Annotated in this window: 26 protein-coding genes, 1 pseudogene and 1 riboswitch; of the genes and pseudogenes, 9 read left to right on the top strand and 18 right to left on the bottom strand. The window is 66.7% G+C overall.

Going from position 1 to position 20,755, the window contains the following annotated elements:
• Positions 1-69 precede the first annotated feature (69 nt).
• Both OM977_RS10960 and OM977_RS10955 read left to right on the top strand, forming a co-directional pair.
• Positions 70-150: pseudogene (locus tag OM977_RS10960) on the top strand (hypothetical protein); the annotation flags it as partial.
• Between the two features lie 176 nt (positions 151-326).
• The gene (locus OM977_RS10955) at positions 327-983 is read left to right on the top strand and encodes a DNA alkylation repair protein (RefSeq protein ID WP_264354004.1); all 657 of its coding nucleotides are present in this window, start codon (positions 327-329) and stop codon (positions 981-983) included.
• A gap of 10 nt (positions 984-993) precedes the next feature.
• On the opposite strand, the gene OM977_RS10950 is transcribed toward OM977_RS10955, so the two are convergent.
• Complete coding sequence (locus OM977_RS10950; protein WP_264354003.1) at positions 994-1,254, bottom strand: hypothetical protein; 261 nt, start codon at positions 1,252-1,254, stop codon at positions 994-996.
• A 181-nt stretch (positions 1,255-1,435) separates the two neighbouring features.
• Positions 1,436-1,620, top strand: a riboswitch (cyclic di-AMP (ydaO/yuaA leader).
• An 8-nt stretch (positions 1,621-1,628) separates the two neighbouring features.
• Here OM977_RS10950 and OM977_RS10945 point away from each other — a divergent pair.
• Positions 1,629-2,390, top strand: coding sequence for a hypothetical protein (locus OM977_RS10945; protein WP_264354002.1), 762 nt, complete (start codon positions 1,629-1,631; stop codon positions 2,388-2,390).
• Between the two features lie 150 nt (positions 2,391-2,540).
• On the opposite strand, the gene OM977_RS10940 is transcribed toward OM977_RS10945, so the two are convergent.
• The 3 genes from OM977_RS10940 to OM977_RS10930 are packed head-to-tail and all read right to left on the bottom strand — an operon-like array spanning position 2,541 to position 4,726.
• A complete protein-coding gene (locus OM977_RS10940; RefSeq protein ID WP_264354001.1) occupies positions 2,541-2,879 on the bottom strand; it encodes a YnfA family protein in 339 nt (112 codons plus the stop codon).
• Positions 2,880-2,899: 20 nt separating this feature from the next.
• Entirely contained in the window at positions 2,900-4,165 is a 1,266-nt protein-coding gene (locus OM977_RS10935; RefSeq protein WP_264354000.1) for an APC family permease, read from the bottom strand.
• 3 nt (positions 4,166-4,168) lie between these two features.
• Positions 4,169-4,726, bottom strand: coding sequence for a dihydrofolate reductase family protein (locus OM977_RS10930; RefSeq protein ID WP_264353999.1), 558 nt, complete (start codon positions 4,724-4,726; stop codon positions 4,169-4,171).
• A 255-nt stretch (positions 4,727-4,981) separates the two neighbouring features.
• Between OM977_RS10930 and OM977_RS10925 the strand changes: the two genes are divergently transcribed.
• Positions 4,982-6,028, top strand: coding sequence for a serine hydrolase (locus OM977_RS10925; protein WP_264357385.1), 1,047 nt, complete (start codon positions 4,982-4,984; stop codon positions 6,026-6,028).
• A gap of 109 nt (positions 6,029-6,137) precedes the next feature.
• A complete protein-coding gene (locus tag OM977_RS10920; RefSeq protein ID WP_264353998.1) occupies positions 6,138-6,329 on the top strand; it encodes a DUF1918 domain-containing protein in 192 nt (63 codons plus the stop codon).
• Positions 6,330-6,348: 19 nt separating this feature from the next.
• Here the strand turns inward: OM977_RS10920 and OM977_RS10915 are convergent, their stop codons facing one another.
• The gene (locus tag OM977_RS10915) at positions 6,349-7,809 is read right to left on the bottom strand and encodes a DUF5129 domain-containing protein (RefSeq protein ID WP_264353997.1); all 1,461 of its coding nucleotides are present in this window, start codon (positions 7,807-7,809) and stop codon (positions 6,349-6,351) included.
• Between the two features lie 136 nt (positions 7,810-7,945).
• Between OM977_RS10915 and OM977_RS10910 the strand changes: the two genes are divergently transcribed.
• The gene (locus OM977_RS10910) at positions 7,946-8,614 is read left to right on the top strand and encodes a DedA family protein (RefSeq protein WP_264353996.1); all 669 of its coding nucleotides are present in this window, start codon (positions 7,946-7,948) and stop codon (positions 8,612-8,614) included.
• Between the two features lie 137 nt (positions 8,615-8,751).
• Here the strand turns inward: OM977_RS10910 and OM977_RS10905 are convergent, their stop codons facing one another.
• The 5 genes from OM977_RS10905 to OM977_RS10885 form a co-directional block, all read right to left on the bottom strand.
• Positions 8,752-9,018, bottom strand: a complete 267-nt coding sequence (locus OM977_RS10905) for a GlsB/YeaQ/YmgE family stress response membrane protein (RefSeq protein ID WP_264353995.1) — start codon at positions 9,016-9,018, stop codon at positions 8,752-8,754.
• Positions 9,019-9,117: 99 nt separating this feature from the next.
• Entirely contained in the window at positions 9,118-9,246 is a 129-nt protein-coding gene (locus OM977_RS10900; protein ID WP_264353994.1) for a hypothetical protein, read from the bottom strand.
• Positions 9,247-9,416: 170 nt separating this feature from the next.
• Entirely contained in the window at positions 9,417-9,584 is a 168-nt protein-coding gene (locus tag OM977_RS10895) for a hypothetical protein (protein WP_264353993.1), read from the bottom strand.
• Positions 9,585-9,603: 19 nt separating this feature from the next.
• Entirely contained in the window at positions 9,604-10,149 is a 546-nt protein-coding gene (locus OM977_RS10890; RefSeq protein WP_264353992.1) for an Hsp20/alpha crystallin family protein, read from the bottom strand.
• A gap of 148 nt (positions 10,150-10,297) precedes the next feature.
• Entirely contained in the window at positions 10,298-10,987 is a 690-nt protein-coding gene (locus tag OM977_RS10885) for an endonuclease/exonuclease/phosphatase family protein (protein WP_264357384.1), read from the bottom strand.
• A gap of 173 nt (positions 10,988-11,160) precedes the next feature.
• On the opposite strand from OM977_RS10885, the gene OM977_RS10880 reads away from it, so the two are divergent.
• Positions 11,161-11,445 carry a DUF427 domain-containing protein gene (locus OM977_RS10880; protein ID WP_264353991.1) on the top strand — a complete coding sequence of 95 codons (285 nt, stop codon included), beginning with the start codon at positions 11,161-11,163 and terminating at the stop codon, positions 11,443-11,445.
• Positions 11,446-11,512: 67 nt separating this feature from the next.
• Here OM977_RS10880 and OM977_RS10875 read toward each other — a convergent pair whose 3' ends face one another.
• The 5 genes from OM977_RS10875 to OM977_RS10855 all read right to left on the bottom strand — a co-directional run bounded on the left by OM977_RS10875 (position 11,513) and on the right by OM977_RS10855 (position 16,779).
• Positions 11,513-13,078, bottom strand: a complete 1,566-nt coding sequence (locus OM977_RS10875; RefSeq protein WP_264353990.1) for a carbohydrate-binding domain-containing protein — start codon at positions 13,076-13,078, stop codon at positions 11,513-11,515.
• Between the two features lie 130 nt (positions 13,079-13,208).
• Positions 13,209-13,991: a polyphosphate polymerase domain-containing protein gene (locus OM977_RS10870; protein WP_264353989.1), complete on the bottom strand. Its 783-nt coding sequence runs from the start codon at positions 13,989-13,991 to the stop codon at positions 13,209-13,211.
• On the bottom strand, positions 13,988-14,635 hold the full coding sequence (locus OM977_RS10865; RefSeq protein WP_264353988.1) for a DUF4956 domain-containing protein: 648 nt from the start codon (positions 14,633-14,635) through the stop codon (positions 13,988-13,990). The genes OM977_RS10870 and OM977_RS10865 overlap by 4 nt, the downstream gene beginning before the upstream one ends.
• A 14-nt stretch (positions 14,636-14,649) precedes the next feature.
• Positions 14,650-15,804, bottom strand: a complete 1,155-nt coding sequence (locus OM977_RS10860) for a bifunctional glycosyltransferase family 2/GtrA family protein (RefSeq protein ID WP_264353987.1) — start codon at positions 15,802-15,804, stop codon at positions 14,650-14,652.
• Positions 15,805-15,813: 9 nt separating this feature from the next.
• Positions 15,814-16,779 (bottom strand): phosphodiester glycosidase family protein, encoded by a 966-nt coding sequence (locus OM977_RS10855; protein WP_264353986.1) that lies wholly within the window; start codon positions 16,777-16,779, stop codon positions 15,814-15,816.
• Positions 16,780-16,909: 130 nt separating this feature from the next.
• Between OM977_RS10855 and OM977_RS10850 the strand changes: the two genes are divergently transcribed.
• Positions 16,910-17,713: a thioesterase family protein gene (locus tag OM977_RS10850; protein ID WP_264353985.1), complete on the top strand. Its 804-nt coding sequence runs from the start codon at positions 16,910-16,912 to the stop codon at positions 17,711-17,713.
• A 58-nt stretch (positions 17,714-17,771) separates the two neighbouring features.
• Here the strand turns inward: OM977_RS10850 and OM977_RS10845 are convergent, their stop codons facing one another.
• Positions 17,772-18,155 carry a DUF2177 family protein gene (locus OM977_RS10845; RefSeq protein WP_264353984.1) on the bottom strand — a complete coding sequence of 128 codons (384 nt, stop codon included), beginning with the start codon at positions 18,153-18,155 and terminating at the stop codon, positions 17,772-17,774.
• A 16-nt stretch (positions 18,156-18,171) separates the two neighbouring features.
• Here OM977_RS10845 and OM977_RS10840 point away from each other — a divergent pair, with 16 nt between their 5' ends.
• Positions 18,172-18,921, top strand: a complete 750-nt coding sequence (locus OM977_RS10840; RefSeq protein WP_264353983.1) for a lipoate--protein ligase family protein — start codon at positions 18,172-18,174, stop codon at positions 18,919-18,921.
• A gap of 24 nt (positions 18,922-18,945) precedes the next feature.
• On the opposite strand, the gene OM977_RS10835 is transcribed toward OM977_RS10840, so the two are convergent.
• Positions 18,946-19,569, bottom strand: coding sequence for an MBL fold metallo-hydrolase (locus OM977_RS10835; RefSeq protein WP_264353982.1), 624 nt, complete (start codon positions 19,567-19,569; stop codon positions 18,946-18,948).
• A gap of 38 nt (positions 19,570-19,607) precedes the next feature.
• On the bottom strand, positions 19,608-20,693 hold the full coding sequence (locus OM977_RS10830) for an S-(hydroxymethyl)mycothiol dehydrogenase (protein ID WP_264353981.1): 1,086 nt from the start codon (positions 20,691-20,693) through the stop codon (positions 19,608-19,610).
• Positions 20,694-20,755 lie beyond the last annotated feature (62 nt).

The raw sequence follows: 20,755 nt of genomic DNA, 5'->3' as shown, positions 1-20,755 counted from the left end.
CGTGCCCTTCATGTTCCACCGCTACGGTGGGCGACAAACCCCGAATGGATCAGCACGGAATCCAAATTCGCGGCCCTGGTCGGCGTTGCCCCGATCCCGGCATCCTCGGAAAAGACCACCCGGCACCGACTCAGCCGCGGCGGTGACCGCCAGCATTGACACCAATAGGAGCATCAATAAGAGACGGACAACAAAGAGGGCGGGACTGCCCCGGCCGCCCAACAAGGAGGGCCGCCGGCAATCACTGGTAGATGCCGCCAACCCCGTCCGCAGCAGCCGAAACGAACAAGCACTAATGCGGAAGACGAATGCGAAAGAATGGACGCATGAGCGACGCCGGCGACCTTATTGATGCATCGCTTCAACGCGAGGGGTCATGGCTTCGGGCCGAGGACCTGCAATCGCGCTGGGGGAGCGGACTCGGGTATTACGGCGCTTCGGTCGGCGCGGTGCGCGGAACGGTCCGCGACGCCTTGCGCCGCCACCGGGACCTGACGCATGACGACATTACTTCGCTGAGTTCCGAACTGTGGTCGGTACCGGTCTTCGAGCGACGGTTGTCGGCTGTTGTGCTTCTTCAGTCCAAGGTCAGGCTGCTGGATAACGCGGATCTGACCCGGATTGAAGGCTTCCTAAGAACTGCGCAAAGGCGCGAGCTGTCCGATCCCTTGGCCGTCGACGTCGTCGGTCCGCTGGTTTCGGGGTTGGACCTGCCGGGCAGGGTTCGGGCAGACAGTGTGCTCGACCGCTGGGCACGGGAACCGGACATCTGGCTGCGCCGCGCCGCCCTGCTGTCGCCGCTCCGTGCGCTCCGGGCTGGCGGGGGAGACTGGCCCGCGTTTGTCCGCCATGCCAAGCTGGCGCTTGCCCACCCCTCGGACCCCGACGCCGGGACCGACCCCGTCCGGGAGGCGGTCGCCGTCGTGCTGGCGGACGTTGCCGTACATCGACCGGAGCTGGAGTTCACGGCCGACGCGACGTGATGGAAGTCCGCTATGCCTTAGCGCTGGTCCGTCGTTCCACCACCGCGTACGCCTTGCCGTCCAAAAACTGCCAGTCGCTGACAACCATGAAACCGAGGGCATCGGTGCGGTCGTTCAGCATCTGGACGTCGAAACCTCCGTCGCGGGGCTCGGCGTCCCACGTGGAGATGCGGACGGTGCCGCCCTCGAGGATCAGCAACTCTGTGTTGACGTCAAAATCCTCCTGAGGCTGGTCGCTCAGCTGGCAGATGGCAACACAGTGGCTGGTCATTTTTCGAGCCTCCGCTTCAAGGAATGCTGATGGCTTAATCCTATGTCGGCGCCCGTGATCCCCATGGACGACTGTGGACCGGGGCCGGACTCCGCCCGTTACCTCGATGTGACTTTTCGTAATCATCCCGTTACCTTTGATAGGTGCCTGTTGTCTCCGATACGGGCGCTCCCCTGCCGATTGCCTAACTCTGCCGCGGCCCGGGGACAAATCGCATCGACGTCCGGCAGAGACGGGGAAACCACTTTTTGACCGGCGGATATGCCGGTCTTGGGGTGAAGCCGCACGGCCCGCCACGCGGGCTACTCTGCGGCCGGGTGCCTCCCATCCGAATCCGACAGCTCACCTCGCAGGCATTGGGAGAGGCTACAACCATGACTTCAAGCAACACTTTCGCGCGCCATCGCAGCGCCGGTTCCACCAGCCGACTTTCGGCAATTTCCTCCGCTTTTGCGGGCAACGCAGGCACCATCGGCCGCCAGGCCGCAGTGATTGCCGCCGCGTCCGGCCTGGTACTTAGCAGCGCCATGGCGGCAAATGCGGCTGAAGCCCCCATCAAGCGCGACTCCGCACCGGCGTCCATCGACGTCAAGGACCAGCTCTCAGCTCCGGTCAGTGCGGATTCCACCGTTCAGGTCAAGTTCGAGCGTCCGGCCGTGGTGTCCACCCCGGCGCCCGTCGTCGAACAGCCCAAGCCCGTTGCGGCTGTGCCTGCCATCGCCCCGCAGGTTGCTGCCGCCCCGAAGGCAACAGTCACGGTCCAGGCGGCCGCCCCCGCCGCTGCCCCCGCCCCCGCAGCTGCTCCGGCAGCCGGCGGCGCAAACGCCACCCTGCTTTCGGCCGCCTACGGCCAGGTCGGGATCACCCAGGACTGCACCGCGATGGTTGAAAAGGCCCTCGGAGCAGCCGGCATCCCGGTTGGCAACATCGGCCCGGCCGCTTTCCTGAAGTACGGCAAGGTTGTTGCGACTCCCCAGCCGGGCGACATCATCGTTCAGTCCGGCCACGTAGCCATTTACGCGGGCAACGGACAGGCCGTCAGCGGCGGAATGAACGGCATTAACGCAACTATGGCGCACCCGCTCTCCTGGCTGACTGCCACGGGCGGCGTAACCTTCGTCCGCGTCGGAGCCTAACGCGCCGGAGTTTCAAGACCTGAAGTCTGACGCGGAGCCTCGGGACCGCAGTTAGCCCTCGGTCCAACCCGCGGCAAAAAGGCCGGTGATCAGTTGCCTTGGGGGCAACGGATCACCGGCCTTTGCCGTTCCCGCCGGCCGAAAATGTGCCTAGCCGGCGTTTCGCGGGGAAAACATAATGACCGCCACGCCCGCCAGGCAGATGGCCGATCCGGCAATGTCCCAGCGGTCGGGCCGGAACCCGTCGAAAACCATCCCCCAGGCCAGGGACCCCGCCACGAACACGCCTCCATAGGCGGCAAGGATCCGGCCGAAGTGCGCGTCCGGCTGGAGCGTCGCGGCGAAGCCGTAGAGCCCCAGTGCCAGGACTCCGAGTCCGGCCCACCACCAGTCCTTGCCCTCCCGCACCGCCTGCCACACCAGCCAGGCGCCACCGATTTCCGCGGCGGCGGCCAGGACGAACAGGAGCACGGTTTTCGCGATAATCACCCACCAATCATCGCAGGGTGTCAGGAAGTCCGGGCAGTCCACAGACGCAAGCGCAGCACGCGGTACACGACGCCGGCGGCGAACATCAGCAGCCCCGCGACTACGGACTCCACGGGCAGCGTGACTACCAGGACGGCGCACGCCACGGCGCCGGTGAGCTGCAGGGCCCTGGGGTAGCGGCGGTTGTCGCCGGTCTGCGTGTACGCGGCAGCGTTGGCCACGAGGTAGTAGATCAGGACGCCAAAGGACGAAAATCCGATGGCGCCGCGCAGGTCAGCCACGCTGATGATTCCGCAGATGACCGCGGCCAGCACCAGCTCGGCCCGGTGCGGGACTTTGAAGCGTGGATGGACGGCGCCCAGCCAACGGGGCAGGTCGTTCCCGCGTGCCATGGCAAGGCTGGTCCGGCCCAGGCCGGCTATCAGGGCCAGCAAGGCGCCCAGCGCTGCCAAGGCGGCCCCCATCCGGACAACCGGGGCGGCCCAGTCCCACGATCCGGCGGTAACGGCGGCGGCAAGCGGTGCCGGTGTCTGGGCGATCGTGTCCGCGCCGAGCACGGCCAGGATACTGATGGCGATGGCTGCGTAGACGGCGACGGCGATGCCCAACGCCGTCACGATGGCGCGCGGGATGGCCTTGCCGGGGTTGATCACTTCCTCACCCATCGTGGCAATGCGGGCATATCCGGCGAAGGCGAAGAAGAGCAGGCCCGCCGACTGCAGGATGCCATACCAGCCGTGGGCGAGGACGCCGCCGTCGAGCAGCTTCAAAGGGTCAGCCGCACCGGGGGCCCAGCAGGCGGCGACAACAATGGCCAGGACCACCAGTACGGCGGCGACGATGACCCGGGTCAGGCCCGCGGTGCGGGTCACGCCACGGTAATTCACGGCCGCCAACAGGACGACGGCGGCAATCGCCACCGGCCGCTCCCAGCCGGCCGGCGCCGCGTAGGCGGCGAAGGTCAGCGCCATCGCCGCGCTGCTCGCCGTCTTGCCGATCACAAAGCCCCAACCGGCCAGGAACCCGGGCCACGGGCCAAGCCGCTCGCGCCCGTAGACATACGTCCCGCCCGACGTCGGATATTCCGCAGCGAGCTGGGCGGAAGCCGTCGCGTTACAGAACGCGACGGCGGCGGCCAGTACCAGCCCGATGAGCAACCCCGATCCTGCAGCCTGGGCCGCGGGGGTAAAGGCTGCGAACACGCCGGCGCCGATCATCGAACCGAGGCCGATGAGGACCGCGTCAAGGGTCGTCAGCCTGCGGGCCAGCCGGGGGTGGGAGCTCAACGCTCACGCCTCGTAACGGAGCAGCACGACACCATTTCCGAACGCACGGGTCTCGGCCAGGCGAAGCTGGGCGGTGGCGTCGGTGGGCTGGAACAGGGGCTTCCCGCGGCCAATCAGCACAGGATGGACGTAGATCCGGTACTCATCGATCAGGCCTAGGTTCCGGAAGGTCGCGGCGAGGTCGGCGCCGCCGAGGGCAAGGTCCCCGCCCGGCTGCGCCTTCAGCGCCTGCACCTCTTCGACGACGACGTCCCGCACCACCGTGGTGTTCCAGCCTGCCGATTCCAGCGACCGGGAGTACACAATCTTCGGCATGTCCCGCCAGATGCCGGCGAATTCGACCATCGTTGGGGGGCTCGTGGGGTCACTGTCGGCCGTCGGCCAGTAGTCGGCCATGAGCTCGTAGGTGACCCGGCCATCCAAAAACGCCCCCATCCTCCGGAGCTCGTCATTGAAGTGCGCGTGGAGCTCTTCGTCCACCAGATGCCAACTCAGGTCCTGATCGGGCCCTTCAAAAAACCCGTCCAGGGACACCTGCATCATCAGGATGATTTTCCGCACCGGGACACCTCCTTCTCTACGGAGAAAGCGTACGCCGTTGTCCTCCCGGAGGGGATTTACCCCAGGCCGCGCCACCGCCTAGGCTTGCGCTCGCGTCCAGGCTGGGCAACAATTCAGGAGATCTAAAGTCCAGTGCAGCTTTTACTTCGGAGGGACCGCATGCCTGCGAACGTACGTCTGGCGCCAGCCATTATGCGGTGCGTTCCCGCCATCCGACACAGTCCGATGCGCCGGGACTAAGATCCTGTGGAAACGATGGACCCGCGCCCGCAACTCCGTTCCGGCCGCCGCAGACGGGGCGGCGATAGTCGGGGTAAGGGGCTGTTCGGCAGGCGCCGCGCTCAAGTCCTGACCGCGGCCGCGGCAGCGCTGACCCTGCTGTCCGGGACCGCAGTCTACGTCGCCATCCAGGCCGGTCCGCCGGCCGATGCGGTAGCACCGCCGGAATCGTCAATCTCTGGGACCCAGGCCGCACCGGGCATGGCCGGCACCGGAACCACTGGGGGCGCCACTGCATCAGCGTCCTCTCCCGCCTCGGCTTCGCCGGTATCGCCGACCGCGGTACCGCCCACTGCAACGCCTTCCACCGCCGGACCGGACGGTGGGGCGGCGGTTTTCAGCCCTGCCTTCGATGCTCCGATCAACGCCATCATCAACGCCAACAGCCGGTACGACGTGGGAGTGGCCCTCATTGATGTGAAGGACGGCGTAGTCCACGAATACGGCGACAACACCAAATTCGTAGCAGCCAGCACTGCCAAGATCCTGGCCGCGTCGGCCTACTACCATTTGGTGGAAACCGGCAAGGCTTCGCTGAGCACCCGGATGGGTTCGTCGACGGCGGCGGTCCAGATCCGGCAGATGGTCCAGCAGAGCAACAACGATTCGTGGGCACTGATCCTACGGGCCGTCGGACATCAGGGTTTGACGGCATATGCGGCGTCTCTGGGCATTAGTTATGACCGCACCGTGAATCTCCTTACCCCGGCCGAAACCGCTACCACACTGTCTTTGCTGTACTCCGGCCAGCTGCTCAACCCGGAAAATACAGCGCAGCTGCTCTCCTATATGAAGCAAACGAATTACGAAACTCTCATCCCCGCCGCCGTCCCGGCCGGCATCGAGGTGTTCCACAAGTACGGCCTGCTGTCCGGTAACCTGCACGATGCCAGCGTTCTGGTCAAGGGCGACAGGGCCTATGTTTTCGTGGTCTATACCCTCGGCAAGAACGGGTCGGATATGCCTGCCCGCACCAGCATCATCCATCAGCTGACGCAAGCCGTGGCCGAAGGACTGTTCTGAGGGGCCTCGCACGGCGTTGAGGCCGCACGTCCTGGGATGTCCGGCAAAACGGGATGCCCGTTCCGCGATGAAGCGGAGAATCGTACGCTGGAGAAGGGAGGTGATTGGAATGAAAGCAGTTCAGGGAGACCGCATCATCATCCGGGGCCACACCGTGGAGTCCGCGGACCGGCACGGCGAGATCCTCGAAGTCAGGGGTGCCGATGGGGCGCCGCCGTACCATGTCAGGTTCGACGACGGCCACGAGACAATCCTGTTTCCCGGCGGCGACTTCGTCGTCGAAAGCAGCCAGAAGGGCTAACACCCCCTTCGCCCCAGCCCTAGAAGTTCGAGGAGCTGCCGGAGCCGGAAAAGCTTCCGCCGCTGCTTCCGTAACCGGTGGTGGTGCTGCTGCTGCCGCCGCGGGCACTGCTGACGGTGCTCACGCCTGTGTCAAAGCCTGAGTTGAAGGTGGGCACCGAGAAGAAGTAGTAGGACGGGTAGACCGTGCCGAGGATGCTGGGCTCGTAGCTGCGGCCGTAGCTGGCTTTCGGGCCGGCCTGGACAGTCTCCATTTCCTTGCGCATCAACCCGGCCTCCTTCTCGTTCCTGGCGAAGCCGTCGATGACGGTGTCGGCGTGGTTCTTCAGGAGCTCGGAGAGGTGCGTGCGGGCGTTCCGCAGCCGGTCGAGTGCCGTCTCGGGAGTGACGGCGCCCTCGGCGAGTTCCGAGGTCCATCGTTCCAGCTCCCGGTCACTCTCCTCGCGGAACGACCGGAGGGCCATAGCCGTCGCGGAGCCGCCCTCGGCATGGCGCTGGCTGAGCATCGGCTCAAGGGCGGCGAGGTCGTTTCGGAACGGTGCCAGCTGCCGGTCCCAGGCCGGCGCCCACGACGATCCGCGGTTGAGCAGTGCGTTGGTGTCGGCAATGACGTCGTCCAGGGCGTCGAGTTCGGCTGCGGTGTCGGCGTAACTCTGGACGAGTTTCAGGTTGGGCCGGCGGCTCAGGTCCTTGGCCGTCAGCGCGTGCACCTGGTTGGAGAGCCCGGTGGCGGTGTTGTACTTCGAGAGGAAGCTGCGGTGCTTCTCGAGGACGGTGCTGCCGTAGCGTGATGATTCGGGGATGGTGCTGGCGTTGAGTTCGGTGATTGGCAGGTCCATGCTGACACTCGCGTAGCTGGCGTCCCCGCGGGCGAGCTCCTTTCGGCTGCTGGCCCGGGTCCGCCACCGGACGATCAGCCAGGTTGCGGCGCCCGCCACGGCCGCGATCGCCGTCGTCCACGCCGTCACAACGAACGCGGTGGACCGGTACCACGGCTGGTTGATCAGCTCGGCGCCGCGCCTGATACCTGCGATGGTGCCGTCGGTCCACTGGGCGTCACGGAACAGATCCTTGGATGCGTTCTGGATGTCGTCGCGCTGTTCCAGACTGACCTTGCGGTCCTCGCCCATGTAGGTCCCCACGTGCCGTCCCACCGGGTCCAGCGCAAAGATGAAGAGCCCGTCCGCCCACTTCTGCCCGTCGGCGCTGATCCAGTCGGCGTGCTCGGCACGGGCGAAGCGGAGCACTTCCTCATTGAGGTTGTCCGAGGCCGTTCCGTTGTAGGTGTAGACGGCCACCTTGGTGGGCTGATGGAAGTCGATGGCACGGACCGCAGGAAGGAGCGCGGTGCGGTCCAGCACCCCGGCCCGGTCCTCCACCACGACGTCGGCCGGCGGGACGGCGAGTGCGGCCGGAGCTGGGCCCGCCAGCCCGACCAGGACCAGGACCAGGCCGCCAAGGAGTTTCCGAATGATGCCCATTTGCTGAGCGTAATGCTTGCCGAAGACGCCGTCGACGGCACCTGGGCGCAAGCCGGGGTTGCAGGTCGGCTAGGCTGGCCCCAACGCCGTCCGGCTCAAGGAAAGGGCGTAGCCGAGTGTTCGAGAATTCATCCTGATGGCGGCCGCTGTGGGGGCGGCCAGCCCTGTGGACGACCTCACCGGGATCGTTGGTTTTGCCGCCCGCGCGGTCGACTCGCTGGGGGAGTGGGGCGTGGGCCTGTTCACGCTGGCCGAGACGGTGTTCCCGCCCATTCCGAGCGAGGTCATATTGCCGCTGGCGGGTTTTCTCGCCCGGCTGGGATCAATGAACCTCGTGCTGGTCCATTTCACCAGTACCTTGGGTGCCTACGCCGGCGCGCTGGTGCTCTATTGGCTCGGCGCCCGGCTGGGGCTGGAGCGCTCGATCCGTTGGCTCGCCAGGATGCCCTTCGTCGACCGGGAGGATTTCGAGAACGCGGCCGCATGGTTCAGGAAGCATGGCCGGTCCGCGGTCTTCTTCGGCCGCCTGCTCCCGGGCGTGCGGAGCCTCATTTCGCTGCCCGCCGGAGCCCAGCGAATGCACCTAGGCACGTTTAGCGTTTTCACCGTCGCGGGAAGCGGACTCTGGAACGGCTTGTTGATCGGGCTCGGAGCCCTGCTGGGCCCGCAGTACCGGCTGATCGATGAGTACGCGCGCTTCCTAAACTATGCCGTTTCCGCCGCCGTGGCCGCCGTTGTGGCCTGGGTGATCGTGCGAAGCATCCGACGCCGACGCAACCGGCCATCCGGGCGGGACGGGGAGTAGGACAGCGCGTAAGGGCGGCCCGCTACGAGGGAGCGGGCCGCATCCGTAAATGCTGGTTAAGGCCTGGACCGACGGGGCCCCGAATTCGGGCCGGGCAGTCCAGGGTTTCCCTGTCGGGTTCAGTAGGCCTCCAGCATCTACACCCTGCTTCTGCGGCCAGCGACGGCGCCGTAGATCAGCAGCACGATGATGGCGCCGAGGATGGCGAGGAGCCAGGTCCGCAGATCGAAGAATTCACCCAGGCCTCCGCCGAAGATCAGCGAGCCGATCCAGCCGCCCAGTATTGCGCCGACGACTCCCAGGACAAGCGTGATAACCCAGCCTCCGCCCTGCCTGCCGGGAAGGATGGCTTTAGCGATTGCTCCTGCGATAAGCCCGAGAAGGAGAAATCCGAGGATTCCCATGTCTGTACTTCCTTTCGGTCTGACGGTCGCGCAATTGCGGCCGTAACCATGAGTTTCTCAGTATGCTTACTGGCGTTCAAGACCCTACGGTTGACGCGGCTACGATTGCTCGTGATCCGTGGCAGATTCCTTTGCCGGGTGCGCTTCCTTTGCCGGGTGCCGGGCCTGTTCCAGGTGGTGTGCCAGCTTTTCCTCGGCCTCCGCACGCCGTTGCCCGACGATGCGCATTTGCTGAGTCGTCGGATTTTCGTGACGGAGCGAGTGACCGGGATGACGGGCCCGCGCCGGGCCCCCGGGGTTGCTGTGGGGCGGATGAGGATCGGTGTTTTCGCTCATAAACGAATCGTCCCACAGCCCGTGTGGGAGAAAAAGGGTCCATTTCGGCGGAACGGACGCTGCTACCGCGGGATTCGCCGGCCCCCGGAACGGTTCAGGATAAAGAGCAGAACGGCGATCACCAAAAGAACCGGCGCGATCCAGAGGAGAAACGAGACCGCCTGGATGGTGCCGCCGAGAAGGAGAGCCACGATGGCCAAAACGCCGACGACCCAGATCAATCGATTCATAACGTTCCTGTCCAGCTGCTCAGACGGACCCTGTCGGGGGTGCTGACGGTCCGCCGGGTTCCGGTGGGGTGGTGGCGGAGAAATGCCCGGGTGCCGTGGCTTCGCTGGTGGTGTCGGGGGTGCCCAAGCCCGCGGACCCTTGGCCGGCGGCCGAGGACGTGCGGCTCACGGGAACTTTTCGGCTGGGGTTTGCATCCTGTTCCGGAGTGGGAATGCGGACTTCCAGGACCCCGTCGGTGTACGACGCCTTGATGTCCTCCTCCCTCGTGCCCTGCGGCAGCTGAATATGGCGTGTGAACGCGCCATACTGGAATTCGGAGCGGTAGTTGTGCTTGCCCCTGTATTCGGTCCGTTCCTCACGTCTGGCCTCGATGGTGAGCGTGGTGCCCGAGACGGTGATATCGACGTCGCGGTCGGGGTCAATGCCGGGCAGTTCGGCCCGGACCACCATTGTTGAGCCGTCCTGGAACTCCTCGACGCGGAGCATGGCCCCGGTCTCGCCGTGCAGGAACCGGCGGAATGGCTCGGGCACATCGAAAGGGACGTGCCGCATGATGTCGCTCATGATTTCCTCCCGGTGATGATGCGATTCTGGCCGGCGGGGCGGGCCTTCGCGGCGCGGCCCAGCCGTTATCAGTACAAGCTACGCCTGAGGTCGGACATGCGAAAGGGAGATTCTTCGGGCGCCCCGGCGGGCCCGGGCCGGGAACGGATCAGTCGGCCGTCGGGGCGTCCTGACCGTACTCGGCCGAGATCAGGATAGGGAGGTGGTCGGAGGCGCCGCGGGGGAGTGTCTCGACACTTTCGATCACCAGGCCCTGGGACGTGGCGAAGTCGAAGTGTCCCTTGAAGACCTTGTACCGCGTGTAGGTCCGCCGGTCGCTGAGGGTCAGGTCATAACCGGCGTCCTTCATCTGGGCGGTGAGGTACTTGGTGAAGAACGGGTAGTTGAAGTCGCCCACCATGAGCGACATCAAGCCGCCGCCCATGCTGAGCAGTTCGGCGTGGGCGGCGTGGATCTGGTTGCGCCGGAGCGAATTGGACGCGGTCAGCGGGGCCGCATGGAACGACGCGATGACAAGATCGTGGTCCGTTTCCCTGTCGATCACGCGCGTGCCGATGAGGCGCTCATGCGCGGGTGACAGGACGCGGTCATGCATCGACTTCTTGAGGGCGAACGTCTTGGTTTCGTAGGCCGTGAACCGGCTCATGCGGTAGTAGATCGCCAGGCCCAGCCGGTTGCCCTTGGTGGCATCGGCCAGGTGCAGATCGCCGATGGTTTCGGGCAGATCGTCCGTGTCGCACTCCTGGAGGCATAAGGCGTCAATCTCAAAATCGCGGGCCAGATCAATCAGCTCACCACTGGCCTTGTGCTTGCGGAGGTTATAACTGATGACTCGAATCAGGAGAGCACCTCTTCGGAGGATAGTCGGGAAAAGCCTGTTTCCGAGTGTACCCAGTCCACGTCGGATCATGCTGGCGGAATCAATGCCGTCCGCGCGTCGTTGAGCCAGTAGCAGGCGGCCACGGCCGCCAGAGACAGGTAGTTCCCGGCAACCAGTACGGAGACCGAACCATGGCAAAGGCAATGTGGAACGGGGCGGTGATCGCCGAAAGCGAGGATACCGTCCTGGTGGAAGGCAACCACTACTTCCCGATCTCCTCCGTCAAGCGCGAATACCTCGAGGACAGCAGCCACCGCAGTGTCTGCGTCTGGAAGGGCGAGGCCAGTTATTACAGCCTGATGGTGGACGGCCAGCGGAACCGGGACGCGGCCTGGTTCTACGCGGAGCCGAAGTCCGACGCAGCCCAGATCAAGGACCATGTGGCCTTCTGGCGGGGCGTCCGCGTCGAAGCCTGAAGCACAGCGGCCGGCGAATCCGACGCCGGCCGCTGTGGTTTTGCGGTGTCGCTTCGGGGCTCCGTTTCTAGCGGCGGTCGCCGGGGCCCCGCGCCGCCGTGTATTCTCCGGCGGTAACGGTGCCCTGCTGCCGGGCGCCGTCCAGTGATCCTTCACCCACGCCCGCCATGACCTGCGCCGTTCCTCCGGTGTAGACGGTGTACTCCTCGCCGGCCGTTATGGCGGCGGAGGAGTACACGAGGGACGCCGCCTGCTTGGCCGTCACGAAGGTAGCCACTAGCTGCCCGCTGGAATCGGCCAGCTGGATGGTCGTCCCGGCCGGTACTGCCGTGCCAAAGGTGACCTGAACGCCGGACTGCGTCGACGACGTCGCGGGGGTCACCGCCATGCCCGCGCTGCCGGCCGCCGCCACGGTGCCTCCGCTGACGGCCAGCCCGCCGTTCACGTCCAGCGCGCCGTTGCCGTCATTGCTTGGTCCGTTGACGACGACGGTGCCGCCGCTGATGGTGGCGTTGCCGTTGGAGTCCAGGCCGTCGCCCTGGGAGTTGATGGTGACATCGCCGCCGCTGATGTCCACGGAATAGTCGCCGACGGTTTCACCGCCGCCCATGCCGCCGCCTTGACCGCCGGTCTGGCTGCCCGTTTGGGTGCTGGAGCTGCCGCCGGCGGCGTTGACGCCGTCGTCGTTGGCGGTGACGCTGACCGTGCCGCCGCTGACGGCGATGTGGGCCGATTCCAGGCCCTCTTCGGACTCTTCGACAGTGACGGTGCCACCGGCGACCGTGAGCTGGGTGACGGCTTTGACGCCGTCGTCCCCTGCCTTTACGGTCAGCGCTCCGCCGCTGACCAGCAGCCAGCCCCGGCCCTCGTCAGTGTCGTTGTCGGCCTTCACTCCGTCGCCGCCGGCGGTGACGGTGTAGGCGCCGTCCAGCAGCACCGTGTAGTCCTTGCCCCGGATGCCGTCGTCCGCGGCGTCCACGCTCACATTGCCGGCCGCGAGTACGAGGCCGTCCTTGGAGACGATGCCGTCGTTGTACCTGCCGCTGACCGTCAGTGCACCGGTGCCGGCGATGGTCAGGTCGGCCAGGGAATAGAGCGCCGCGTTGGGGGCATCGGTTCCCTGGTCCGCGTAGCTGGCGGCGTCCTCAATGGTGTTCGTGCTGCCCTCCTCGAGGTAGACGATGGCCTCGTTGGCGCTCTGGACGACGAACGGGGATCCGGTGGAACTGCTGAGTTCCACCCCGTCCAGGATGATGCGCACAACATCCTCCTCGCCGGCGGCAATGACCACCTGGCCGTCGGACAGGCTGCCGGAAAGCCGGTAGGTGCCGGCCGCGCTGATGGTGACGGTGCCGCCGTCGATCTTGACGGCGTCCGACGTCGACCCTGCGGCCACGGTGCTGGCACTGTCGGCGAGTGTCACGGCCACTTCCTCTGCCGCGTCCCAGCTGAGATCGTCGGAATCGAAGTGCGTGTCCTCTTCCACGGAGGCGACGGTCACGGCGGACTGGGCCCCCGTTCCGGCTGTGCCGGCCTGGCCGGTGGAGGAAGCCGTACCGGCCACCGAACAGCCGGTAAGCGAGACGGCCAGGGCGAGGGCTGCGACGGACATGTAGTTGCGGAACTTGTTCATGGGGGTCCTTGTCTGCTGAAGTGCGCGGTCTGTGAAGTGCGCGGGAAATGAAGGGGAGGTCGTTGAAGTGCGCGGGAAATGGTGGGGTGGTCGTGCGGGGTGCCAGGAGTGGCGGCGGGGAAGCGGCAGGTCAGGCGGCCGCTGCGGGGGTGAGGTGCAGGCTCCGCCGCAGCGTGCCGTGCCAACGGTTGGCCGGAAGTTCGGGGCGCAGGGCGGCCATGCCGGTGGCGAATTTGGAGATGCGGCTGGGCCTGACGCCGTTGGCCCAGAGATGTCGGTCCAGCGGTCCGGCCGTCGAGCCGGACTTTGTCTCGAGGACCAGCGCCCCGTCGAGGAGCCAGGAGCTCCCGCCCGGTCGCTGCCAGATGACCGCTTCGTCGAGGGTGGCGCGGCTGTCCGATGCGGGCAGGAACAGCGTGGTGCGCCGGTAACGGGTCTCAAGCACAGGTTCCAGCGGACCGGGCGGGACGTGCCCAATGGTTGCCGCGAGCGTTTCGTTGATGTAGCCGAGTCCCTCGGCGGTGATCCGGCTGCGGTCCCGCAGCCCGTACGGGATGCGGTCCTTGACGGTGGCTTCGCGGCTGCCTTCCGTTTTGACTTCCAGGAAGCTTACGGCGCTGTCGACGTAGGTCCGGGTGCGGATCTTGAAGCGCCGGCGCCTGCCCCTGGCGGCCAGCAGGTAGCTGTCCAGCTGGGGGGTGTCGAAGTACACGGAGTCGTAGTCGAAAGTGCGTTTTCCGTCCATCTCCAGGATCATCAGGTCCGCCTCGAACGCGGCCAACAGCTGTTGGCCCTGTTGGGCCGGGACAACGTATTTGCGGTCCACCCTGGTCTGCAGCGCAGCGGCGGCATTGAGTTCCTCGAGCCCGATCGGGGGCAGGTGCCGGAGGTTGCCCGCAATGCCGGCGCTCATGCCGCACCGGCTGTGGCGGGGGCAAGCTGGTGCCGCGGCAGTTCCTCGCGGGCCTCGGCGCTGGTGTGCAGGCCGGACATGAGGCCACCTGGTGCGCCGCCGGGGACATAGGCGTAGCGGACGTCGACGATTGTTTTGTCGTTGACCAGGTCGAGTTCCTGCACGGTGGCCGAGTGGACTGTCCCGTGCAGGACCTCCTCCAGGCGTGCGGTGAGTTCCGCGTCGCCGGCGATCGCGCGGTCCAGGATGACTGTCTGGTGGCGGTAGGCCGGCAGGACCCGCGGGTGGTCCCCCACGAACATCACCAGCAGGATCATTGCCATCAGGGACAGCGGCAGCCACACCGGTTCGATCCCCAGGCCGGAGATGAGTCCAAGGGCCAGGGCGGAGAAGTAGTAGGCCACTTCGTGCTGGGCCAGCTCGGTGGAGCGGAGCCGGATGATGGAGAGTACGCCGAAGAGTCCCAGGCCGAGCCCGATGCCGGCGGCCGAGCCGGAGAGGGCGGCGGCCACGGCCATCACGCCGACGTTCATGCCGAGGTAGGACACCACGAGATCGCGGCGGCGGTGCCGGCGCAGGTACAGGGCGAAGGTCAGGATGCTGATGGCGGCCAGGTCGGCGGCAATGAGAATTAGGGGTGTCATGGGAGTCTCCGGAATCAGTGGGTGGATTGGTCTCTACGATTCCCGCTCAGGCTGTGCGGGAACTGTGCCGGGACCATGGCGGGAATATGAGTCGCGTCGACGGCACCGGCCCGGTCCGCGGCCCGGCCTGCGCCGCGGCCTGTGGCCGGATGTTCCGGGGCGAACAGGAACCGCTGCTGCACGGAGTAGCTGACTGCGAGCAGTGCCGCTTCCACCAGGAGCTTGGCGGGCAGGGCCGCGACGGCGATCTGGTCCAGTGCCGCCATCAGCGCCAGGTTGGCGGCCAGAAGCGTGAGGACCAGGGCGAAGTACCGGACGCCGGTACGGGTGGCCTTGCGCTCGCGGCCGTGGCGGAATACCAGGTGCCGGTTGATCAGGAAGTTCACCGCCGAGCTGATACCACGGGCACCGACGACGGCGACCAGGACGGAACCGGTGACGGCGATAATGACGAGGAACGCGGCGGTGTCGAGAACGAACGCGGTCAGGGACGACGCCAGGAACTTCAGCAGGGGTGCGTAGATCCGCACCGAGTCAGCCAGCGGGCGGAAGTGCGAGCCCGAGTTGTGGTCCAGGTAGACGGTTGCGATGTCGACCGTCCGGATCAGGTAACCGGCCTGCCTGGCTTCGAGCAAAAGGTTGAGTTCATACTCGTAGCGCTCGCCGGGGACCCCCCTGAGCCAAGGGAGCATCGCCGCGGGGTATCCCCGGAGCCCGGTCTGCGTGTCCGGGATGGTTTCACCCGTGGCCAGGCGGAACAGCCATCGTGTGGCCGCGTTGCCTATCCTGCTGCGGGCCGGGACTGTGCCGCTGAAACTGCGGGTGCCCAGGACCATCGCATCCGACGCCGCGGGCAGCCGGCCGGCGACCCGCAGGATGTCCTCGACGCGGTGCTGGCCGTCGCTGTCCGCGCAGACCACGTCCCGGCCGGGAAAGTGGTCCGCGATGTAGCCGAAGCCCGCCTTCAGCGCGTGGCCCTTGCCCCGGTTGCGGTCATAGCCGATGACGGTGCACCCAAGCCGGGCCGCGCCGTCGAACACGGGCTGGTAGTCCGGCCCGCTGCCGTCATCGACCACCACCAGAGCGAGCTGCGGAGCCGCGGCGGCGATCGAGCGGATCAGGCGGAGCAACTGGTCGTCCGGCTCGTAGGCCGATATCAGGATGATCATGGCTCCGGCTCACTGTCCTATGTAGAGGATGTCGGAGGTGCCGCGTTCCTTGTTCTGGCCGAGCGGGTTGTTGACGAGCTGGCCGTTGAAATACATGGTGGAGGACCCGCCGCCGTCCAGGTTGTACGCGGTGGTGGCGCCGAGCCCCTGCAGAATTTCCGCGAGTCCGGTCATGGTGACGCCGGCACTGTAGCCGGGGCTGCGGCCGTCCACCACGACGAAGGCGAGGTGGTTGGTGCCGAGAACTCCCACGGCCGTCCGGGGCTGTTCGCCCTGGATGGAGTGGTTGCCGACGTTCGCGTCCACTTCCACGTCCTCAATGCCGTCCACGACCTGGCTGTCCTCAAGGACGGCCGGTCCGAACGACAGTGTGTTCCAGACGCCGTCGGCCACGAGTTGGGCGGCCGTGGTGCTGGTTTCGTCGTAGACCTCCACGGTGCCGTCCCGGTAGAAGGCCAGCCCCTGCCGCGCGCCCTCGTCCCGGTAGACGACGCCGTTGCGGATGACGATTCCGGTGTCCCGGAAACCGTAGTAGTCGCCGTTGATGGCGAAGACGGCGTCGTGGTCGGCCGCGGTGGCCGAGGTGGTCTCCGTGATGTTCCCGCCAAAACTGTTGTCGGCAAACGCGGACTGCAGGACGGTGGCATCGCTGAGGACGACGTCGGCCACGTAGTAGGTGACAGTGCTGTCGCCGCTGCCGGTCACGACCGTGGAGATGTTGATGTTCGAGTCCGCCGAAGTGTATGAACTGTCCGTGGTCTCGGCCGCGGCAACCGCCGTGTCCGCCGTGCCGGACGTTACGCCCCGGCTTGCCTCGTAGGCTGCGACGTCGGAGATCTCGACATGCTCAAAGACGAAGCGGTCCAGCGCCCAGGCGGTGGCGCCTCCCGCCGAGAGAGTCAGGGCCAGGGCTCCGGCCAGCACGGCGCGCCGCACGCGGCCGCCCTTACGGTGGGTGTTCTTCTCAGGTGTCATGCACTATTTCTAGGCGCCGGACTTATACCGGCCATGAGCTCCGGTTTAGCGGGAGCTGTGAAAGCGGCAAGACCCGCGGCCCGAAGGGATAGTGTGTTCAGAACTCACCAGCCACGCGAAAGGGCGCACGTTGACTGCTGTATTACCGGAGCTTGCCGAGGGCGACTTCTACTATGAGGTGCTGGGGGAAGGTCGATTCCGCTCCACCATCCATGCGCAGGGTGCGTGGAATGAGCACGAGCAGCACATGGCGCCCGCGTCCGGGATCCTGGCGGACTGCCTGGACCGGCACGAGCCCCGCGCTGACATGCGTATGGCCCGCCTGAGCTATGAGATCCTCGGCCTGATCCCCGGTGGCGAGTTCGAGGTCACCACCAGGACGCTCCGCCCGGGGCGGACCATCGAGCTGGTGCAGGCCGAGCTCGTGGCGGGCGGCCGCGTGGCCATCCGTGCCACGGCCTGGCGAATGCTGATGTCCGACACCTCCGCCATCGCCGCCTTTGAGGACCCGCGGATTCCGGCGCCGGAAGCCTGCGAACCGTACGACGCCGCAAACGTCTGGCCGGGCGGGTACATCGCCTCGTTGCGGATGCGGATTGCCGAGGGCCACCGTGCGGGTTCGGGCACCGTCTGGCTGCACACCGAGCACCCGCTGACGGACAAGGGCGACAGCAGCGAACTGGCCCGCCTGGTCGGCCTCGTGGACACCGCCAACGGGATTGCCGCGCGCGTCCCGCCGGGGAAGGGCAGCTACGCCTTCCCCAACCTGGACCTGCAGATCCACATGTACCGGCGGCCCGAAGGGGAATGGCTGGGGCTGGACAATGAGGTCTCGTTCGGGACGGACGGGATCGGCCTGACCTCGACGGTGCTGCACGACCTGCAGGGGCCGTTCGGCCGGGCGGAACAGATCCTGACCCTGCGGGCCTCCTAGGGCCGGACCTGGGGCCGGACCGCCGGCGCTCGCCGCCGTCGCCTGCCCGATCGTGGGCCTAGTGGAAGACGAGCCAGCCCACAACTGTGGCGAGTCCGGTCAGCACGGCACCCCAGAGGATGTCCGCCACGACGATGCTGAGGGGCCACTTTTTGAGGGTCGCGGCGTTGGTGAGGTCATAGGTGGCGTAGGCGAAGGTTCCGAGGGCGGCGCCGTAGCCCAGCGCGGTGAGCCAAGTGCCGCCGTCGAGCGCCGGCTGCAGCGCGAAGAAGAGGATCCCGATGATGTACAGGACGTAGAAGACGACGGCGTACCCTAGATGGGGCTTGTCCGCCATGAGGTGCCCCAGGTTCCGCCGGTAAAACTTGCTCGTCGACTTAAGCCAGACGGAATCGAGAACGGCAAATGCGGCGGCAACAACGAGGAACTGCAAGATGATCATAAGGGAGCATAACAATATGCCGGAGGCCGCTGGCGGACCACGGACGCTGACGATTGTCCGGCAGGAGGATTCGCTCGGCGCGGCCGGGGACCTGGACTTCGCCATCGAGCTGCTGCAGAGGGTCAAGACCGGTGCCGTCGGGCCCATGCTCCGCCTCTACCGTCCGGTGCCCACCGTGGCGTTCGGGCAGCGGGACACGCATCTTCCGGGCTTCGAGGCCGCGGCCCAAGCGTGCCGCGAACTGGGCTTTGAGCCGCTGGTCCGCAAGGCCGGCGGCCGGGCCGCGGCCTACCATCAGGGGACTCTGGTAATCGACCACCTGGAACCGGAACGGGACGCGATCGCCGGCGCCAAGGGCCGGTTCTCCTTCTTCGGCGAACTGCTCGCGCGGGCACTTCGCGGCGCCGGCGTCGACGCCGCCGTCGGCGAGATCCCCGGCGAATACTGCCCCGGGGAGTTCAGCGTGCACGGCCAGGATCCGGAATTTCCGCAGCACCAGGTGAAGCTGGTCGGCACCGCCCAGCGGGTGGTCGCCGGCGGCTGGCTGTTCAGTTCCGTGATCGTGGTGGAGAACTCGGCCCCGATCCGGGCCGTCCTGGAAGCCAGTTACGCCGCGCTCGGCCTGGACTGGGACCCGGCGACGGCGGGCGCCGTCAACGACCTCGTCCCGCACCTGGATGTGGACGCCATCGAGGCGGCTGTCATTGAAACGTACGCCCGCTACGCGCAGCTCAGCTACGGAGCATTCGCCGGCCTGCGCGGCTGAGGCGCGCAGACCGGCGAGGGGAGGCTAGTGCCCCCGGGCGATCCATTCCTCCAGCTGCGGCGCCTCGGCGCCGATCGTCGTCGGATCGCCGTGGCCGGTCAACACCACCGTCTCCGCCGGGAGGGTCAGCAGACGCGTCCGGATGGATTCGATAATGGTGGGGAAATCGCTATAGGAACGGCCTGTGGCGCCGGGGCCGCCCTGGAACAGGGTGTCGCCGCTGAAGACTGTGCCCTCGCTTTGCAGGGAGAAGCACATGGAGCCCGGCGAATGCCCCGGCGTGTGCAGCGCCACAAGGCGTGCCCCGGCGACGTCGAAGGTGTCCCCGTCCGCGATGGCGTGCTGGGGCTCGGTGCCCGGGAACACACTGTCCCACAGCATCCAGTCCTCGCGGTTCAGGTACACCGGAGCGTTGACGAGCCGACGGAACTGGCCGACGGCGGCGATGTGGTCATCGTGGCCGTGCGTCAACAGGATTGCCCGCACGGTCCGGCCCGCAACCGCTGTCTCGATGGCGGCCGCGTCGTGCGCCGGGTCGATCACGATGCATTCTGCGTCGTTGCCGACGACCCAGACGTTGTTGTCGACATCCCAGGTGCCGCCGTCGAGCGAAAACGTGCCCGAGGTGACCAGGCGATCGATCCGCACGTTGGCTCCGGCCCCAGTTCCGCCTTCGGCTCCGGCGCTCACAGTTCGACCACCGAGCGCAGCACGGAGCCGGCATGCATCTTGTCGAATGCTTCCTCGACCTCGTCGATGGTGATTCGTTCGGTGACGAAAGCATCGAGATCCAGCTTGCCCTGCCGGTAGAGGCTGATCAGCATCGGGAAGTCGCGTGAGGGCAGGCAGTCGCCGTACCAGGAGGACTTCAGCGCGCCGCCGCGCCCGAAAACGTCCAGGAGCGGGAGTTCCAGGGTCATGTCCGGGCTCGGCACGCCCACCAGGACGACCGTGCCGGCGAGGTCGCGGGCGTAAAACGCTTGCTTGTACGTCTCGGGACGTCCGACGGCGTCGATTACGACGTCGGCGCCGAAGCCGCCGGTGAGTTCGCGGATCGCCTCGACCGGGTCGACCTTGGAGGAGTCAACGATGTGGGTGGCGCCCAGTTCCTTGGCACGTTCGAGCTTCCTGGCGTCGATGTCCACCGCAATCACAGTGGTGGCACCGGCGAGCGCAGCTCCGGCGACGGCTGCCGTGCCCACTCCGCCGCAGCCGATGACCGCGACGGAATCGCCAAGCGAGACGTTTCCGGTGTTGATGGCGGCGCCGAGGCCGGCCATGACACCGCAGCCCAGCAGGCCGATGGCGGCCGGGTCGGCTTCGGGGTCGACTTTGGTGCACTGGCCGGCGGCCACGAGGGTCTTTTCGGCGAAGGCACCGATGCCCAGGGCACCCGTGAGTTCGGTGCCGTCCTCCAGCGTCATCTTCTGCGTGGCGTTGTGGGTGTTGAAGCAGTACTGCGGCTTGCCGCGGCGGCAGGCCCGGCAGTCGCCGCAGACGGCACGCCAGTTCAGGACCACGCGGTCGCCGGGGGCCACCTCGGTGACGTCCGGTCCGACGGCGCTGACAACGCCGGTGGCCTCATGGCCCAGCAGGAACGGGAAGTCGTCATTGATGGCCCCGAGCTTGTAGTGCAAATCGGTGTGGCAGACGCCGCTGGTGAGGATATCCACCAGTGCTTCGCCGGGTCCGGGATCAGGGACCAGGATGGTCTCCACTGTGACGGGCGCTCCCTTGGAGCGGGCTACTACGCCTTTGACTTTGTGGACCATGAGAATCTCCCTCTTTTTCGCGCGTCGCTGCACGCGCTAAGGCGCGGTCCCGCGGGACCGCG

Origin of the sequence: Pseudarthrobacter sp. MM222, from assembly GCF_947090775.1 — a bacterium.
In the GTDB taxonomy this organism is placed as follows: Bacteria; Actinomycetota; Actinomycetes; order Actinomycetales; family Micrococcaceae; genus Arthrobacter.
This window is presented reverse-complemented; position numbering and strand designations above follow the sequence as displayed.

Coding starts and splice junctions, on each gene's coding strand:
- OM977_RS10955 (WP_264354004.1), top strand. CDS start 327: ATGAGCGACGCCGGCGACCTTATTGATGCATCGCTTCAACGCGAGGGG.
- OM977_RS10950 (WP_264354003.1), bottom strand. CDS start 1,254: ATGACCAGCCACTGTGTTGCCATCTGCCAGCTGAGCGACCAGCCTCAG.
- OM977_RS10945 (WP_264354002.1), top strand. CDS start 1,629: ATGACTTCAAGCAACACTTTCGCGCGCCATCGCAGCGCCGGTTCCACC.
- OM977_RS10925 (WP_264357385.1), top strand. CDS start 4,982: ATGGACCCGCGCCCGCAACTCCGTTCCGGCCGCCGCAGACGGGGCGGC.
- OM977_RS10920 (WP_264353998.1), top strand. CDS start 6,138: ATGAAAGCAGTTCAGGGAGACCGCATCATCATCCGGGGCCACACCGTG.
- OM977_RS10915 (WP_264353997.1), bottom strand. CDS start 7,809: ATGGGCATCATTCGGAAACTCCTTGGCGGCCTGGTCCTGGTCCTGGTC.
- OM977_RS10910 (WP_264353996.1), top strand. CDS start 7,946: ATGGCGGCCGCTGTGGGGGCGGCCAGCCCTGTGGACGACCTCACCGGG.
- OM977_RS10905 (WP_264353995.1), bottom strand. CDS start 9,018: ATGGGAATCCTCGGATTTCTCCTTCTCGGGCTTATCGCAGGAGCAATC.
- OM977_RS10900 (WP_264353994.1), bottom strand. CDS start 9,246: ATGCGCATCGTCGGGCAACGGCGTGCGGAGGCCGAGGAAAAGCTGGCA.
- OM977_RS10895 (WP_264353993.1), bottom strand. CDS start 9,584: ATGAATCGATTGATCTGGGTCGTCGGCGTTTTGGCCATCGTGGCTCTC.
- OM977_RS10890 (WP_264353992.1), bottom strand. CDS start 10,149: ATGAGCGACATCATGCGGCACGTCCCTTTCGATGTGCCCGAGCCATTC.
- OM977_RS10880 (WP_264353991.1), top strand. CDS start 11,161: ATGGCAAAGGCAATGTGGAACGGGGCGGTGATCGCCGAAAGCGAGGAT.
- OM977_RS10875 (WP_264353990.1), bottom strand. CDS start 13,078: ATGAACAAGTTCCGCAACTACATGTCCGTCGCAGCCCTCGCCCTGGCC.
- OM977_RS10870 (WP_264353989.1), bottom strand. CDS start 13,991: ATGAGCGCCGGCATTGCGGGCAACCTCCGGCACCTGCCCCCGATCGGG.
- OM977_RS10865 (WP_264353988.1), bottom strand. CDS start 14,635: ATGACACCCCTAATTCTCATTGCCGCCGACCTGGCCGCCATCAGCATC.
- OM977_RS10860 (WP_264353987.1), bottom strand. CDS start 15,804: ATGATCATCCTGATATCGGCCTACGAGCCGGACGACCAGTTGCTCCGC.
- OM977_RS10855 (WP_264353986.1), bottom strand. CDS start 16,779: ATGACACCTGAGAAGAACACCCACCGTAAGGGCGGCCGCGTGCGGCGC.
- OM977_RS10845 (WP_264353984.1), bottom strand. CDS start 18,155: ATGATCATCTTGCAGTTCCTCGTTGTTGCCGCCGCATTTGCCGTTCTC.
- OM977_RS10840 (WP_264353983.1), top strand. CDS start 18,172: ATGCCGGAGGCCGCTGGCGGACCACGGACGCTGACGATTGTCCGGCAG.
- OM977_RS10830 (WP_264353981.1), bottom strand. CDS start 20,693: ATGGTCCACAAAGTCAAAGGCGTAGTAGCCCGCTCCAAGGGAGCGCCC.